At 59.3% G+C, this 15762-nt stretch carries 8 protein-coding genes; 6 read left to right on the top strand and 2 right to left on the bottom strand.

The features are described 5' to 3' along the window. The first annotated feature begins 248 nt into the window (after positions 1–248). Complete coding sequence (locus tag ACNJYD_RS30370) at positions 249–1232, top strand: ABC transporter substrate-binding protein (RefSeq protein WP_212254385.1); 984 nt, start codon at positions 249–251, stop codon at positions 1230–1232. 270 nt (positions 1233–1502) lie between these two features. On the opposite strand, the gene ACNJYD_RS30365 is transcribed toward ACNJYD_RS30370, so the two are convergent. Together ACNJYD_RS30365 and ACNJYD_RS30360 are read right to left on the bottom strand one after the other, a co-directional pair. Then, entirely contained in the window at positions 1503–2024 is a 522-nt protein-coding gene (locus tag ACNJYD_RS30365) for a Cache 3/Cache 2 fusion domain-containing protein (protein WP_246570592.1), read from the bottom strand. A 413-nt stretch (positions 2025–2437) separates the two neighbouring features. Continuing rightward, positions 2438–2857 (bottom strand): hypothetical protein, encoded by a 420-nt coding sequence (locus ACNJYD_RS30360; protein WP_349628373.1) that lies wholly within the window; start codon positions 2855–2857, stop codon positions 2438–2440. Between the two features lie 598 nt (positions 2858–3455). Between ACNJYD_RS30360 and ACNJYD_RS30355 the strand changes: the two genes are divergently transcribed. The 5 genes from ACNJYD_RS30355 to ACNJYD_RS30335 all read left to right on the top strand — a co-directional run bounded on the left by ACNJYD_RS30355 (position 3456) and on the right by ACNJYD_RS30335 (position 15330). Then, complete coding sequence (locus tag ACNJYD_RS30355) at positions 3456–5261, top strand: vanadium-dependent haloperoxidase (RefSeq protein ID WP_212254387.1); 1806 nt, start codon at positions 3456–3458, stop codon at positions 5259–5261. 602 nt (positions 5262–5863) lie between these two features. Continuing rightward, positions 5864–7204, top strand: a complete 1341-nt coding sequence (locus ACNJYD_RS30350; protein ID WP_036046399.1) for an adenylate/guanylate cyclase domain-containing protein — start codon at positions 5864–5866, stop codon at positions 7202–7204. 242 nt (positions 7205–7446) lie between these two features. Then, the gene (locus ACNJYD_RS30345) at positions 7447–8994 is read left to right on the top strand and encodes a winged helix-turn-helix domain-containing tetratricopeptide repeat protein (RefSeq protein WP_212254388.1); all 1548 of its coding nucleotides are present in this window, start codon (positions 7447–7449) and stop codon (positions 8992–8994) included. Between the two features lie 399 nt (positions 8995–9393). Then, positions 9394–10371 (top strand): ABC transporter substrate-binding protein, encoded by a 978-nt coding sequence (locus ACNJYD_RS30340; RefSeq protein WP_212254389.1) that lies wholly within the window; start codon positions 9394–9396, stop codon positions 10369–10371. A gap of 210 nt (positions 10372–10581) precedes the next feature. Next, positions 10582–15330 carry a GAF domain-containing protein gene (locus tag ACNJYD_RS30335; RefSeq protein WP_439364162.1) on the top strand — a complete coding sequence of 1583 codons (4749 nt, stop codon included), beginning with the start codon at positions 10582–10584 and terminating at the stop codon, positions 15328–15330. Positions 15331–15762 lie beyond the last annotated feature (432 nt).

Below are 15762 nucleotides of genomic sequence, written 5' to 3'. Positions count from 1 at the left end.
TTAGTGGCAAACCACTCGTAGTCCGTGAGTTCGTAGCGCATGATTCGGCCCCTTCCTTTGGGGGCCTTGAATCATGGCTCGGCTGTCAGCCTCGACAGGTCGCTAAGCACCCGGAAGCAGACCTATTATGCTCACCTTGAGTTTTGACGTTCATGACCCGAAGCGGACGTTTCCGACGCTGCAGCGCGATACAGACAAGGCCCAACGGATACCATATACTCGCGAGCGGTCTCTGGCTGGAGCAGCTCATGAGACGACGCGAATTCATCACATTACTCAGCACCACGGCTGCGATGTGGCCGCGCATAGCGCGCGCGCAACGGCAGGGGCGCATCCCCAAAGTTGGGGTCCTCTGGCATGCCGCGAACATCGAAGAAGAAACTCCGTACTATCAGTCCCTGACTGAGGGTTTTAGAAAGCAGGGCTATGTAGACGGACAGAACATAACGCTAGAACATCGCTTTCCTGATGAAGTGCCCGAGGCTTTCGACAGGATGGCAGCCGAACTCGTATCTTTAAAGTGTGATGTATTGATTGGAGCTGGGGCAGCTGCGCCGTACCTGAAGAGGGCGACAAGGACCATTCCAATAGTGTTTGTTTTTGGCTTTGACCCTATCGGAGCCGGCCTGATCGAAAACTTTGCGCGCCCCGGCGGGAATGTTACCGGATTGTCGAACTTTTCCGTCCAGCTAAGTGCGAAGCGGTTGCAGTATCTCAAGGAAATTGTCCCGACGGTTACGCGCGTTGGATTGCTGATCAACCCAAATGTTAAAATATCGAGCCTCTATGTTCAGGAGGCGATCGAAGCCGGAATCAAGCTCGGCGTTCATACCCAAGGTTTCGAGGTGCGCTCGCTCAGCGATTTCGAACCCGCATTTGACGCGATGGTAAAGGTTGGCATGCAAGGAGTCGTCGCGAACGGAGAAAGCCTGATCTTTCAGGCTAGGAGAGTGATCGCAAATCTAGCACTGGCACGTAATCTGCCGAACTGCGGCTACGTAAGAGAGCTTCTTGAAGCAGGTGGTCTTATCTCCTATGGAGTTGACCAGCGTGCGATGGCTCGCCGTGCGGCGGTTTACGTTGATCGAATTTTGAAGGGTGAAAAGCCCGCCGAATTGCCCGTAGAGCAACCGACCAGATTTGAGCTGCTCATCAACCTAAAAACCGCCAAGGCACTCGGTGTGACCGTGCCTCCTACGTTGCTCGCCAGCGCCGACGAGCTGATCGACTAACTTTACGCTGCAAGTGCGATAGGCCGTTGTTGGCTTAGCAGAACCACGCCGATCCCGGTGTGATGTCGCGGATCGCCAGTAGAGCGGACGCGGGGCCGCTTTAGGTGCGACGGCAGCTTCTGACTCAAGGCAGACATTCCGCAAGTCCCGGGAAGCGCGAACACAAACTTGTAGTCACCGATCCAATCGTTTCGTGCCCTCACCCCGCGCCGAGCGCGGTTGGCATGGACGTTGAAGCACATTGGCGGCACGACAGACCGCAGAGGCGATCTATTTCAGATAGCCGACGTAGTAGATGCCGACCACGTTTTGCGAGGCATCCCGGATAGGCTTGTAGCCTGTGACGTAGGGCTTGCCGAGGATGTCGACCTCGCCATAGAAAGCGTCGCCCTTCCTGATGGACTCGATCGCCTTGCCCTTGGGATCCAAAATAGTTCCGATCGCTCGGGAGCCATCATCTTTCTTCACGTTAGTCGCGACCCGAACATACTCGTCACCGCTTCTGACGAAAATTGTGGCCGTGCCCTGCGCTTTCCTCACGACCTCGTCGACCAGGTCGAAACTATTGTTCATCTTTGCCGAACCAAAATAAATGACAGGTACCTCCTTGCCTGCAACGGGTTCAGTACCTTCGACCCTTGGCGGACCAAGCTGGGCCGCGATCGACACCAAGAGGTCCATGGCCGCCTTGATTCTCGGGTCCTGAGGTTCGGTTGGCTGAGCCAAAACTGACGTGGTCCAGGTGAGACACGCGGCGGCAAACATGCGGATTGCGGTTTGCTTGAGTTGCATGAGGTCTCCTCCTTTCCTGGAAAGGCAGCGATACCTCTGGATGACTCGGATCTGGGGCTCTTGCGCACAAAGTGCGTCGTCAGTTCGCATTGCGAGCCGCATGGCGACTCATACAAACGTATCCGCTACCGATGTGAACCTTGCGGGAATCTCAACTCCCGTCGGATATCCCTCTTTGTTCAGCGCACTGATCCCAAAGTTCAGGCGATGAGGCAAAAAGTCGCGCGCCGGAGGTAAAGGTGGTTGGAAATGAGTCAGCGCTTCTAACCCGAAGGGCAACCATTGGCCCATTGCTTCCATTAGGGCGTAGCGGTGAGTTGTCCGGAGACGGGGGAAACCGGACGCTCCCGACCGCTGGTCAAAACGGAGCTTTTGATCCAATTCGGAGCTGGACGGGCGCCACTGCGGTTCAACTACGGAAGTCCTTTGGTCGCCGTAAAGGGATTGAACCCGCGTTCTGCAAGAGCAGCCCACGAAGCAGCGCCAAGATGTGGCAATCGGAAATAGAGTCGTGGCTTGGCCGGATCGGTATCCAGCATGAACCCGGTCGGTAGCGCTCGGACACTTGTGGCATAGAACCCGCCATCCGGCGACCTCTGGGATTCGATGACAGCGACCAACGATTTTGCCTCCGCAGTCCTGCCGAGCAATTTCAGCAAGAGAGCCATTTGGCTTGTCCCTTCGGTCCACACACCATCTCGGTCTTCACCGTAGGCGTTCCGCAGCCGTCCATCATGCCAGCTCCGGTCGTTGTCGATGGCCCAGAGAATCGCCGCGCCGATGCGACGTGCTTTGTCTTGCTCACCGCAACCGACCAATGCGATGGCGGCCACCGCATTGTCATAGAGGCATGCGGCGCCATGCAGAGGCCCCGAGTTCACGGTCGGATAGCTGGGCAAGAACAACGGCCCTGGCGGTGCCTTATCGATGAGACCAGCGAGGTACCCGCATGCAGACGCTTCTGGTGTTGCCAGAGCCCGTGGTGGAGTGGCGACCACAAGGATTATGAGAGTCGTTAGGATGCATACCAAGGAAGTTATTCGGGCCACTTGTCGTTCTCCGGGTGGCGGCTGATCTTATACCCATCGGCGATGTCTGGAAGTGGCCCCGTTGCAGAACAAGCTCCTGGGCTCTCCAACGGTCGGCTTTTGATCCTAAGCGGAAGTCGTCCAAAGATTCAGGCGTCTTTTCCGGACGCACGAGATCGTGTACTCTTTAAATAGCTGTCGTCGCAGGCGGGAATGCCGAATTCCTCGCGGGACTGAACGGACAGCAGTCGTGCCATCGGCAGCATTGCACTCGAAAAACCGACTTCCTTTTTCGCCGGTCCTTCAGCATTCGCATTCCAACGCGGGTGCGCGCAAGGCGCGCCCGGATGCTTTGAATCTGAAGCGCGGGCCCCAGAGCGTGCCTGCGAGGAAGGAGATCTCCATGGCTGACCACCCCACTATTTCGACTGTATATGACCTGGCATCGCCGACCCTGCCGACCCTGCAGACCACGGCGGTCACTCGCCGCTCGCTCCTCGGCGGGGCCGGCATCGCAGTTGGCGCCGCCGTGCTTGCGTCTCCGCCGGGTATGTCCGGAGTAGCCCCGGCCGCGGCGCAGACCGTGGGCGTGGGCATGGAGGCGCGACCGCTCGACGCGGCGTTCAAGCGCCGCGCCTTCGAAGTCCGAGCGGCCTGCGCGAGCAATAACGAGAAAATTCCCATCCCGCCCCACCCGGCGAATGGCGATGAGGCGCGCTACACCAACAAGATCGGTTCCGATACGCGGGGCCTGCCGCACGACAAACGCGGCGAAGTGGAACAAGCTGCTTGGCAGGCTTTCTATATTGCTTGCCAGTCGGGCGATCCCGCTGATTTCGAGAAAATCCCGCTCGGCGGCACGCGCAAACTGGTCAATCCGGTAGGCACGCTGGCCGTCAGCCTGAGCGGCATGAACCCTACTCAGATTGCGCTACCGCCGGCGCCGGCCCTTGCAAGTGCGGAGCGCGGCGGCGAGGCGGTCGAGGTATACTGGCAATCCCTGCTTCGTGATGTTCCGCTTACCGAGTTGCGCGACGACACCTCCAACCGCGACGTGCTTGCAGCGACCGAGGAAATCAACAAGCTTGCGGATTTCCGCGGGCCGAAGTCTGGTGGTCGGGTCACACCCGGGACGCTGTTCCGTGCCAATGCGCTTTACTTCGACCCGACTGACCCGAAGGGTCGCTCCGTCACGCCTCTGGGTGTTTTGGACGGCCCGCTGATCTCGCAATTCCTGCTCCGGGACGTGCCCAACGCCGCACAGTGGGTCAGTGCTCAAATTCGCACCCCGTCGCCCGCCAACGAATTCCTGACCGAATATGAGGAGTGGCTGGCGATCCAGAATGGCACTCCACCGAAACGCAGGCTGCAGTTCGACACGACACCGCGATACGTAGCGACAGGAAGAGATCTCGCCGAGTATGTCCACAGTGGTCCTGCATTTGGGTGGGCGGCAGCACTGCTCCTTGCAACACCCGGCGGTGGGACGGACCAACGCTACTCCGGGATGTATCCACCGGCCGAGCCCGCGTCCTACCCATCGAACCCGTATCGAAAATCGAAAACCCAAAACCCTGGAGCTGCCACCTTCGGGTTGCCCTATCTGCAGGCACTAGTCGCTATGGGGATCAATAACTCCGCCCGCGTGTCCTACTGGCAGAAGTATTTCGTGCACCGGGCTGTACGACCGGAAGCCTATGGCGGTCTGGCCCACCATCGCCTCGCCAATGGCGTGAGCGACTACCCGTTGCACGATAACTTCCTGAGATCGGAAGCCCTCGATCGCAGCAAAGGCAGATACGGCACCTATCTTTTGTCACAAACCTATCCGGAGGCCGCACCCTTCCATTCCAGCTATCCCGGCGGTGCCACGAGCGTTGGTGCCGTCGCAGCTACCCTATTGAAGGCATTTTTCGACGAGAGCCGCGTCATCGCCAACCCGGTGCAGCCCGATCCGGCCGACCCGACGAAACTGGTGCCCTATAACGGGCCGCCGCTCACGGTGGGTGGAGAGTTGAACAAGCTCGCGGCGAATTACGGTTTCGGACGGAATTGGGCGGGCATCCACTGGCGTTCCGACGCCTCCGCCTCAATGGCGATCGGCGAAGAAGTGGCTATCGGCATGCTGCGGGACGAGCGCATGACCCTCCGCGAACCTTTCGACGGCTTTTCCTTCACGCGCTTCGACGGCAGCCGCGTGACGATCTGATAGCAGTCGGGCGACGCCCCCTGCCGTGGGGCGCCGCCCCGGTCCTGTGCAGAGTAGTGGAAGCGTTTATGCCCGACAGCCTATTGGTGGGAGCTGAGCGCGGCGCCTGCTCAATCAACGAGGACCCAAGCCGGGGGCGACTCTCGTTCTGATCATCTTATGATGCGTGGTTGACCTGACCCGTGAACCGCAAACTTTCAATGACCGGAGCAGCCCACCAAATGCTTGCTTACCAACAATCTTAAAGACAGCGAAATTGCTCGGCATCGAGATTCCGGCATCCTTTCTCGACTGTGCCGACGCGGTGATCGAGTAGGCACAGTCCACTTCCGGAATTGGCCCATCGTGTCACATTGCATCGCCGCACCAACTCGGTAGCTTTCGGGACGAAGCCGACATCAAAGGGTGAGCAAGATCGGCCGGACCGGTCGCGTTTGACCCGAAACGCACATCGCGGCCGCACCTGGCGTCACCCTGGGTTCCCCCAGTCGCGCCGGTACTTACGGGTGGGCGGCAGCCAAATTCTCCACCGAATTTCGCTAGCCTGACGCGGAATGAGGTGCGACACTCGCGCCGCGCGGTTTGTCACGCAGTAGGCCACCATGGCTGACATCCCGGCCACTCACTATGTCAAAAGTGACGACGTCCATATTGCCTATCAGGTGATGGGCGACGGTCCGCGCGACCTGCTGTTCGTCCCAGGTTTTGTCTCCAATGTCGAAGCGCTCTGGCAATCGCCGGCACGCGCTTCCTTTTTCCGCAAGCTTGCAACGTTTGCGCGGGTCATCACGTTCGACAAGCGCGGCACCGGAATGTCCGATCGCGGTTCCCAGATCTTCACGCTTGAACAGCGGATGCACGACGTGCAGGCGGTGCTGGACCAGGTTGGTTCTCAGCGGGCCACCTTGTTTGGCGTGTCCGAGGGCGGTCCGATGTCGCTGCTCTATGCAGCTACGTATCCCGAACGCACGTCAGCTCTGGTGCTTTGTGGCACTTATGCGCGACGCTCGTGGGCCCCTGACTACGCATTCGCGTGGACCGATGCGCAGTGGAGCGCTTTCCTCGATGACATTGAGCACCATTGGGGTTCGGCAGATGCGATGAGTTTGCTGATGTGGGCGCCTAGCCTCGCTGGCAATAAGCAGGCACTTGAGCAAACCGCCGCCTACTTCAGGGCCTCGGCAAGCCCAGGCGCGGCATCGGCGATCATGCGCATGAACCGGGAGATCGATGTCAGGGACATCCTGCCCGTGACGCGTGTGCCGACCTTGATTTTGCATCGCACCGATGAGCGCGTCATTGACGTGAAGCATGCGCGCTACATGGCGCAGCAGATTCCTTGCGCCAAACTGATTGAGCTCAGCGGTCAGGACCATATGGTCTGGGTTGGCGATCAGGATGCAATTATCAATGAGGTCGAAGAGTTCGTCACCGGGCATCGGCAAGCAGCGGAGCCGGACAGGGTGCTTGCAACTGTGCTGTTTGTCGACATTGCGGGATCGACGGAGCGCGCGGCCGCTCTCGGCGACGGCGCCTGGCGCGTGCTGCTGGATGCGTTCTATGCCAAAGCTCGGGGCGTGCTCGGTCAGTATCGCGGCCGCGAAGTCAATACCGCCGGCGACGGTTTCCTTGCCACGTTCGATGGCCCTGCGCGCGCTGTGCGTTGCGCGAGCGCAATCGGCGACGCGGTGCGCCCACTCGATCTGAAGGTCCGTTGCGGTTTGCATACCGGCGAGTGCGAATTCGTCGCTCACGATATTGTTGGCATTGCCGTGCATATTGGTGCACGTGTGGCGGCGCTAGCTGCCCCGGGTGAAGTTCTGGTCTCACAGACGGTTCGCGATCTCGTGGCAGGCTCCGGATTGACGTTTGAGGAGCGCGGCCGCCACATTCTCAAAGGCGTGCCCGACAAATGGCGTCTGTTCCGTGCGGTAACGACCTAGCACGTCTTCACCCGCCATGCGGTCAACGCACCGCTTCCGAGAGCTGAGCGGAATAGCATCGCGGATCTGCCCAGGTCAGCCTTTGACCCAAACCGGAAGTCGGGCTGCGCCGCATCAGATGAGATGCCACGGCTCAAAACCCGCTCAACCATCGGCTTACATTTTTCATACCATCGGCTTATTCTTTGGGTGTGCGAAGATGCCTTCCTGCGAAGGGAGGACACCGTGAGAGGTTTGGCAACTTGCGCTATCGCTTCGAGGAATTCGCATTTGACATCGACCGGCGCGAACTGCATCGCGGGGCACAGGTCGTTTCCATTACACCACAGGTGTTCGATTTGCTCGAATACCTGATCCGAAATAGAGAGCGCGTCGTCAGCAAGGACGACCTTATCAACGCCGTTTGGAAAGGTCGCATTGTGTCCGATGCTGCGCTTACGACTCGCCTGAATGCTGTCCGCGCGGCCATCGGCGATACCGGCGAGGAGCAGCGCCTCATCAAGACGTTTCCGCGCAAGGGATTCCGTTTCGTCGGACAGGTGCAGGAGACGCGAGAAGTTGCGGGCCCGGATCCGGGCGATGCGCCCGAGAGCGCTCTTGCGCTCCCCGACAAGCCCTCCATCGCGGTATTGCCGTTCGATAACATGAGCGGCGATCCCGAGCAGGAATATTTTGCGGACGGAATGGTTGAGGAGATCATCACCGCGCTCTCGCGGTTCAAATCGTTGTTCGTGATCGCTCGCAATTCTAGCTTCACCTTCAAAGGTCGAGCCGTCGATATTAAGGAAGTCGGGCGCAGACTTGGCGTGCGCTACGTCCTTGAGGGGTCGGTGCGCAAGGCGTCAGGCAAAGTTCGCATCACTGGGCAGTTGGTTGATGCGGTGACAGGCGCGCACATTTGGGTGGACAGGTTCGAGCGCGGCCTGACTGATGTTTTCGTTCTTCAGGACGAAGTCACAGTTGCGGTCGTCTCAGCCATTCACCCGAAATTACTTCAAACAGAAATTGCGGAGGCGGCGCGGCGACGACCGAAGAACCTCACCGCGTATGATCTCTATCTTCGAGCCGCGCAACAGTACTACCCAATGACCCGTGAAGGGGTGGCCGAAGCGATCAGGCTGGCTCGTCGGGCTTTGGAGCTAGATCCTCGGTTCGGCGTTGTCGCTGCTCTGGCAGGTCTCTGTCACATGAACAACGTCCTTTTTGGCTATGCTGACGATCCTGATTTCGAGCGCGAGGAAGCAATCCGGCTTTCTCGCTATGCATTGAGCGTCGACGATGATGATCCAGACACGTTAGCAATGGCTGCCGCAACCTCGGCATTCATGGTCAGCGATAGTGAACGTGAGATCGAAATGGCAGAGCGGGCGGTCAAGCTCAATCCAAATTCACATCACGCATGGAATGGCCGAGGTTGGGTCTATACAATTGCAGTTCAGCCGGAGGAAGCGGTCCGCAGCTTTGAACGTGCTATCCGCTTGAGCCCGGTAGACCCGCTGCTATACCGGCCGTTTACTGGGATGGGGGTGGCCTTAATTGAGCTTCGGCGCTTTGACGAGGCAATCGTCGCTGGAAAGAAGGCCCTTCGTCAGAACCCCTATTCGTCGGCTTACCGCTGTCTCGCCGCCGCTTTCGCCCATCTCGGACGCGACGCAGAGGCGCGTGAGTGGGCGGCGCATGTGCTTAAAGTCGATCCCGCCTTTACAATATCTGCGTGGATCGCCCGGGGCGGGCAATCACGCTGGAAGCTGTATACCGAGGGTCTTCGCAAAGCCGGGTTACCCGAATAAGCTCGGTGCGCGGGTGCCGACGAGGTGATCGAACAGAAACCCTTGTTGCTGCGGTGCATGAGTCCGGAAATGGCCCATCTGGGAAGTTGCGCTGGGTCTCACGGAGGTCCGCTTGTCGGCGTCCCGTCTTTTGAAGTGCTAGACTTCGACCATCGCTGCTCGCCCGCGCCGACGAGGTGATCGAATGAGGGCGTAGTTTGCTGCGGTCGGCACTTTTCGGACCTGCCGTGTCACCTGACGATTTACGCTTCCGAGGTAGACTGGACATCTCTGCTACGACGTCAGACTTCCGAAAGTGAGCCATAGCGTTCATTTGTGATCGCTCGGAATGTCTCGAAGCTGCTATTAACGCTCGACCTGGCAGACCGAACGCCTTCCGTGCAGCGATACGGTGATCGCATGAGACGATTTGCCGTTACAGTGTCCGCGCTTCTGGTTGTGCTGCTGTTCTTCGGGTCGGCAGCCACAGCTCAATCGGTGCGAAGAGTGGCGCGGATCGGCATGCTTTGCGTCCCTGCTTGCAAGGTTCCCTATATTGAGGCGTTTTCGGACGAGCTTCAAAAGATTGGCTGGGTCGAGGGCACGACCATTGCGACTGAGCGGAAAGACCCGGATTATCACCTCGACAAGCTTCCGGCGCTCGCGGCCGACCTCGTGCGGTCGAGACCCGATCTAATCGTTGCCTTCACTCCTTTTGCCGCCCGCGCTGCCAAGAACGCCACCCCCGACATACCAATTGTAATAATTCTGGTCGCCGATCCGGTCGGTATGGGACTTGCGTCAAGTCTTGCCCGTCCTGGCGGAAACCTTACGGGCGTCGCTACGATGGATCGGACCGATTTTGGTGGGAAGTTTCTTGGTATTCTTCGAGAGGTTTTGCCACAGGCCAAACGCGTGGGAGTTTTCCTCAACACCTCAAACGAGATGCATCGGCTGGTGTTTCCGGAGACGCCAACCGCGGCCGCCAAGCTCGGCTTTCAGCTCGACGTAATCGATGTGCACGAAGTGGGGGAAGTGCCTCGCGCTGTTGCCGCCGCAAAAACCCGGGGAGCCGAGGCCTTGGACATATTTAGTGACCCAGTCTTTCCTCCGAACCGTGTGGCGGATCTCGCAGTACAAGCCGGTTTACCATCGATCTCCTTCGACGCCGGCTTTGCGCGAGCGGGCGGATTGATTTCCTACGGGCCGGACTTTCCTGCCTTGGCTCGAATTGGGGCTCACTATGTGGACCGAATTCTGAGGGGCGCCAAAACGGCCGAGCTTCCTATCGAGCAACCCACCAAATACCTGCTTGTCGTTAATCTCAAGACAGCGAAATCGCTCGGTATCGAAATCCCAGCTTCCCTTCTCGCGCGCGCGGACGAGGTGATTGAATAAGGCTTGTCACTTCCGGTGTTGGCCCATCGCTTCCGTTATGCCGACGCGGCGAGATGTCCGGCCTCGGGGGCAAAGCGGAAGCGCCCCACCAGTGGTCAAAACGGCGCGTTGACCCAAGCGGACATCAGCGGCAGCCGCGATTCTCGCTCCTTTCACCCCTTCCAGAACAAGTTCCACTCGGTAAAATGGCCTCGTCACCCCGGAGGCGGAATGGCAGGGCCAGCGAAAACGGGCGGCAAGAGGAGCGCGGGAGAGACGCGCAAAGCCGGCTTCGCAAAGGGCCGCACCCGCTCTTGGGCCAAACGGCCACCCCGGTCTAAACCTTCCACCTCATTGGAGATCGAGCTAAAGGACGCCCGCGAGCAGCAGGCGGCGACGGCCGAGATATTGAAGGTCATTGCTAATTCGCCGTCCGACGTGCAGCCGGTGTTGGACGCAATCGCGGAAAGCGCCAACAAGCTTGTCGGGGCGCACGGGACTACCGTGCTCCGTATCATTGGAGATATGGTTGAATTAGCTGCGTTCACGCCAGTCAGTAAAGAGGCTGACACGGTGCTTCGCTCGTCATTCCCGCATCCGATCGCGGGGAATCCTCATTACGAAAAAATGTGTCGCGGCGAAATTGCGGAAGCCGCTGACACGGAGGTCGCTCATTCCCCACTGCGGGAAATTGCGCGGGCGCGCGGCTATCGAAGCAGGCTTCTCGTGCCGCTCAAGCACGACAGCGGAGTTGTTGGAGCGATCAGCGTTACACGTAAGGAGCCCGGTGCGTTTTCCGCTCATCACGTGCAGCTACTGCAAACGTTCGCCGATCAGGCCGTCATCGCGATTCGGAATGTGCGGCTGTTCAACGAGACAAAAGAGGCGCTTGAACGGCAGACCGCGACGTCGGAAGTGCTGGAGATCATCAGCTCATCCCCGGGCGACCTTTCGCCGGTGTTTGACAAGATGCTTGAGAACGCAACTCGCGTTTGCGGGGCCGAGTTTGGATCTATGAATCTTTTGGAAGGCGATATGCTGCGGCAGGTGGCGCTGTACAATGCGCCTTCTTCGTTTGCGGCCGCACGAATGAACAAGGCCTTTCGGATTCATCCGCGAACCTCACTCGCTGACGCCATTCGCGGCAAGCAAGTGGTTCAGGTTGAGGACATGCGTAAGCATCCGGCTTATCTTGAGCGCAATCCGTCATCGGTTGAGTTGACCGAACTTGCTGGTGCCCGAACGATCGTTGTCGTGCCAATGCTACGGCAGGATGAAGTGATCGGGGTGATCACTGTTTACCGCCAAGAGGTGCGCTCTTTCAATGACAAACAGATTGAGCTGCTGACCAACTTCGCCAGCCAAGCGGTAATTGCGATCGAGAATACCCGGCTGCTTCGGGAATTACGCCAGCGCACCGATGATCTCAGCGAATCCCTGCAGCAGCAGACGGCCACCGCCGACGTGCTGAAGGCCATCAGCCGCTCGGCCTTCGATCTCCAGACCGTGCTGGATGCGCTGCTTTCATCTGCCTGTCGATTGTGCGAGGCAGACATCGCAACAATAAGGTATCGGGATCAGGACGACGGTGATTTTCGGCTCGCTGCCACGTTCGGCGCCAAGCCCGAATGGATCGAACAATTCGCTAGACACTCGAGGAAGCCGGGCCGGGAATCGATATTCGGGCGAACGATCGTCGATGGTCATACGGTGCATATACCCGACGTCCTAGCCGATCCTGAGCTCCAGCGCTCGGAAGCGCAAAAACTGATGGGATTCAGGGCGGCACTCGGCGTGCCGCTCACGCGCGAGCGGCAGACGTTCGGCGTCATCACTGTGTTCCGATTTGCCGTCGGCCCGTTCGAGGCAAGGCAGATCGAGCTGGTGCAGACCTTCGCCGACCAGGCCGTCATTGCCATTGAAAATGTCCGCCTGTTCGATGAGGTGCAAGCGCGTACCGAGGAACTGAGCGAATCCCTGCAGCAGCAGACCGCGGTCGGCGACGTCCTCAAGACCATCAGCCGCTCGACCTTCGAGCTGCAGCCGGTCCTGGACACTCTCGTCAACACCGCGGCCATCCTGTGCAGCGCCGACATGGCCTTTATCATGCGCCGGGCGGGCGACGAATACCGCGCCGGAGCCGCGGTGGGCTACACCGAGGCCTATATCGATTTCCTCACCAACAATCCGCTGGCCGTCAACCGCGGCACAGTGACCGGCCGCGCCGTGCTCGAGCGGCGTCCGGTCCAGATTCTGGATGTCGCGGCCGATCCCGAATACACTCTGCATGAGACGACCTCGCTGGCAGGCCAGCGCACCACGCTTGGCGTGCCATTGTTGCGCGAGAACGAACCGATCGGCGTCATCGTGCTGGCGCGCTCACGTGTCGAGGCGTTCTCACAAAAGCAGATCGACCTCGTCGCCACCTTTGCGGACCAGGCGGTGATCGCGATCGAGAACGTGCGCCTGTTTGACGAGGTGCGCCAGCGCACCGAGGACCTCAGCGAGTCGTTGAAGCAGCAGACCGCAACCGGCGAGGTCTTGAAGGTAATCGCTTCTTCGCCGACCGACGTGAATCCCGCCCTGCAGGCCATTGTCGAGAGCGCCTGCGCGTTCTGCGATGCTTATGATGCCGGCGTGCTGCTTCGGGTTGGCGACAATCTGCATTTCAGTGCGCATCACGGGCCGATACGGTCCGGTGGAGCGCCACGTCCGATCAGCAGGGACTGGGTAGTCGGACGCTCGGTGGTCGACAAGGTACCGGTGCAGGTGTCCGACTTTCAAGCGCCCGAGGCCGCGGAGTTTCCGGAGGGACAACGGATGTCGCGCGAACAGGGGCACCGCTGCACGCTCAGCGTACCCCTGCTGCGCGAGGGCGAGGCCATCGGCGCGATCGTACTGCGTCGGCTGGAACCGGTCGCATTCAGCCGCAAGCAGGTTGCGCTGCTGCAGACATTCGCCGACCAGGCCGTGATCGCCATCGGCAATGTGCGGCTGTTCGAGGAGGTACAGGCGCGAACACGGGAGCTCTCTGAGTCGCTGGAGCAGCAAACCGCAACCTCGGAGGTGCTGAGTGTCATCAGCCGGTCGGCGGGCGATCTCGCGCCCGTTTTCGATTCCATGCTAAGCAAGGCGATGCAGCTCTGCGGCGCCAATTTCGGCGTGCTGAATACTTACGACGGCGCTCGCTTCCACACGGAAGCCACGTACGGGCTTCCGCCCGCTTACGATGAATTCCGGCGCAGGCAGCCTTTAGAATACGGTCCGACCACGGCCCCCGCTCGTCTGTTGAGGGGCTACCCGTTCGTCGAAGTCAACGACCTGCTCGAGTCTGATGCTTATCGCAGCGGAGAGCCCAACCGCCGCGCGTTAGTTGACCTGGGGGGCGCCCGCTGCCTGCTCGCAGTGCCGCTAATGAAGGACGAGCGCGTCGTCGGTAACGTCCTCATCTTTCGCCAGGAGAACCGGCGATTTTCGCAGAAGCAGATCACGCTGCTGCAGCAGTTTGCGGCGCAGGCCGTGATTGCCATCGAGAATGCCCGCTTGCTTAATGAATTGCGCCAACGGACTGATGATTTGAGCGAATCCCTGCAGCAGCAGACGGCTACGGCTGATGTGCTCCAGGCCATCAGCTCATCGCCCGGCGATCTGGCGCCGGTATTCGACAAGATGCTTGAGAGCGCAACACGCGTCTGCGGCGCAGAGTTCGGCTCGATGCTGTTGGTTGAAGGCGGCGCGATGAGACCGGCGGCCCAATTCAACGTGCCGGCCGCATTTGCTGCCGCTCGAGGCGATCGTCTACTGACCCCGCATCCGAAAAGCGCCCTGGCCAGGGCGATAAGTACGAGGCAGGTGGTCCACGTTGCCGACATGCGAACAACGGAGGCGTATCTCGAGCGCTCCCCAGCGTCGATTGATCTCGTTGAACTTGGCGGAGCTCGGACCGTCGCTATTGTGCCGATGCTTCGCGACGAGGAGGTCATTGGCGCGATAACAGTCTATCGCAATCAGGTGCAGCTCTTCAGAGACAAGCAGATCGAGCTGCTAAGCAATTTTGCCAAGCAAGCCGTGATCGCCATTGAGAATGCGCGGCTGCTGAAGGAATTGCGCCAACGCACGGATGACCTTTCAAAGTCCCTCGACAACCTCCGCACTGCGCAGGGCCGCCTCGTGCAGACTGAAAAACTTGCCTCGCTGGGCCAACTCACCGCTGGCATTGCGCACGAGATCAAGAACCCGCTTAACTTCGTAAACAATTTCTCGGCGCTTTCGGCGGAGCTGACTGGCGAGTTGAGCGACCTGCTCAAGGATGCTGCGCTCCCGGACAAGATGCGGACGGAGGTGGAGGAGTTGACTCGGCTGTTGCATGACAACCTCGAAAAGGTCGTACAGCACGGCAAACGAGCCGACTCCATCGTCAAGAACATGCTGTTGCACTCGCGAGAGGGTTCTGGCGAGCGCCGGTCGGCGGAAGTCAACAGGCTCGTCGAGGAGAGCCTCAGCCTTGCTTATCATGGTGCGCGAGCGGAAAAGGCGGGGTTCAGCATAACCCTCAAGCATGACCTCGACCCGAATGCGGGTGCGCTCGATCTCTATCCGCAGGAAATGACCCGAGCGCTACTGAATCTCATTTCAAACGGCTTCTACGCAGCTACCAAGCGCAAGGCAGAGGCGGGCGATGAAACCTTTGAGCCGGTCCTCAGCGCAGCTACCAGAAATCTCGGCGAGGCCATCGAGATTCGCATACGAGACAACGGCACGGGTATTCCACCCGAAGTACGAGAAAAGATGTTCAATCCGTTTTTCACCACTAAACCGACCGGAGAGGGAACGGGACTTGGCCTCTCGATGACTCATGACATTATCGTCAAGCAACATGGCGGCCGGATCGATGTCGAGACCAAGCCCGGCGCATTCACCGAGTTCATCATCACCCTGCCGCGTGGCGACAGTGCTGCCGCTACATCGAAGCCGGAATGATTGCTTCTGGCGCATCTGCGAAGTTGCGCCTCGGCGGTCGGAAGTCCGCTCGTAGAGCCAGGGCGGACCGGATTTGCTCAACCTGAGTTCTTCGCATTTTGACCCGTAGCGGACATTTCAGGCAAGCGTGGCATGGGTCACAATTGTCTTAGTTTCATAGAAATTGTAATCTTCAGCCTATGTGGTGGCCTCAAGACGTCGGTGCCTTTTGGAGCATTTTATTCGGCATAGTTCTTTGTGCATGCATAGGCTATCAGGTTGTTTCTGGTCTCGCTAAAGAGTCGCTCCGGGTTCGCCGGATGCGGTCAGCCGACCTCGCGCTAAAGATGAGCTTATTTCTTTTACGTATGGACTGTACATCAGATCGCTAGGCACGACTTGCCAACTCGTCTGCAATTTGGGCGAGTCGTCGCGAATGGATTTGCCTTTTGA

Source organism: Bradyrhizobium sp. SPXBL-02 (assembly GCF_051853065.1).
GTDB lineage: Bacteria > Pseudomonadota > Alphaproteobacteria > Rhizobiales > Xanthobacteraceae > Bradyrhizobium.
The sequence above is the reverse complement of the archived record's forward strand: the minus strand, read 5'-3'. Positions and strand labels throughout refer to the sequence as shown.

Bases quoted from the DNA above. Each gene is read 5' to 3' on its own strand.
- ACNJYD_RS30370 (WP_212254385.1), top strand. From the start codon at position 249: ATGAGACGACGCGAATTCATCACATTACTCAGCACCACGGCTGCGATG.
- ACNJYD_RS30365 (WP_246570592.1), bottom strand. From the start codon at position 2,024: ATGCAACTCAAGCAAACCGCAATCCGCATGTTTGCCGCCGCGTGTCTC.
- ACNJYD_RS30355 (WP_212254387.1), top strand. From the start codon at position 3,456: ATGGCTGACCACCCCACTATTTCGACTGTATATGACCTGGCATCGCCG.
- ACNJYD_RS30350 (WP_036046399.1), top strand. From the start codon at position 5,864: ATGGCTGACATCCCGGCCACTCACTATGTCAAAAGTGACGACGTCCAT.
- ACNJYD_RS30340 (WP_212254389.1), top strand. From the start codon at position 9,394: ATGAGACGATTTGCCGTTACAGTGTCCGCGCTTCTGGTTGTGCTGCTG.
- ACNJYD_RS30335 (WP_439364162.1), top strand. From the start codon at position 10,582: ATGGCAGGGCCAGCGAAAACGGGCGGCAAGAGGAGCGCGGGAGAGACG.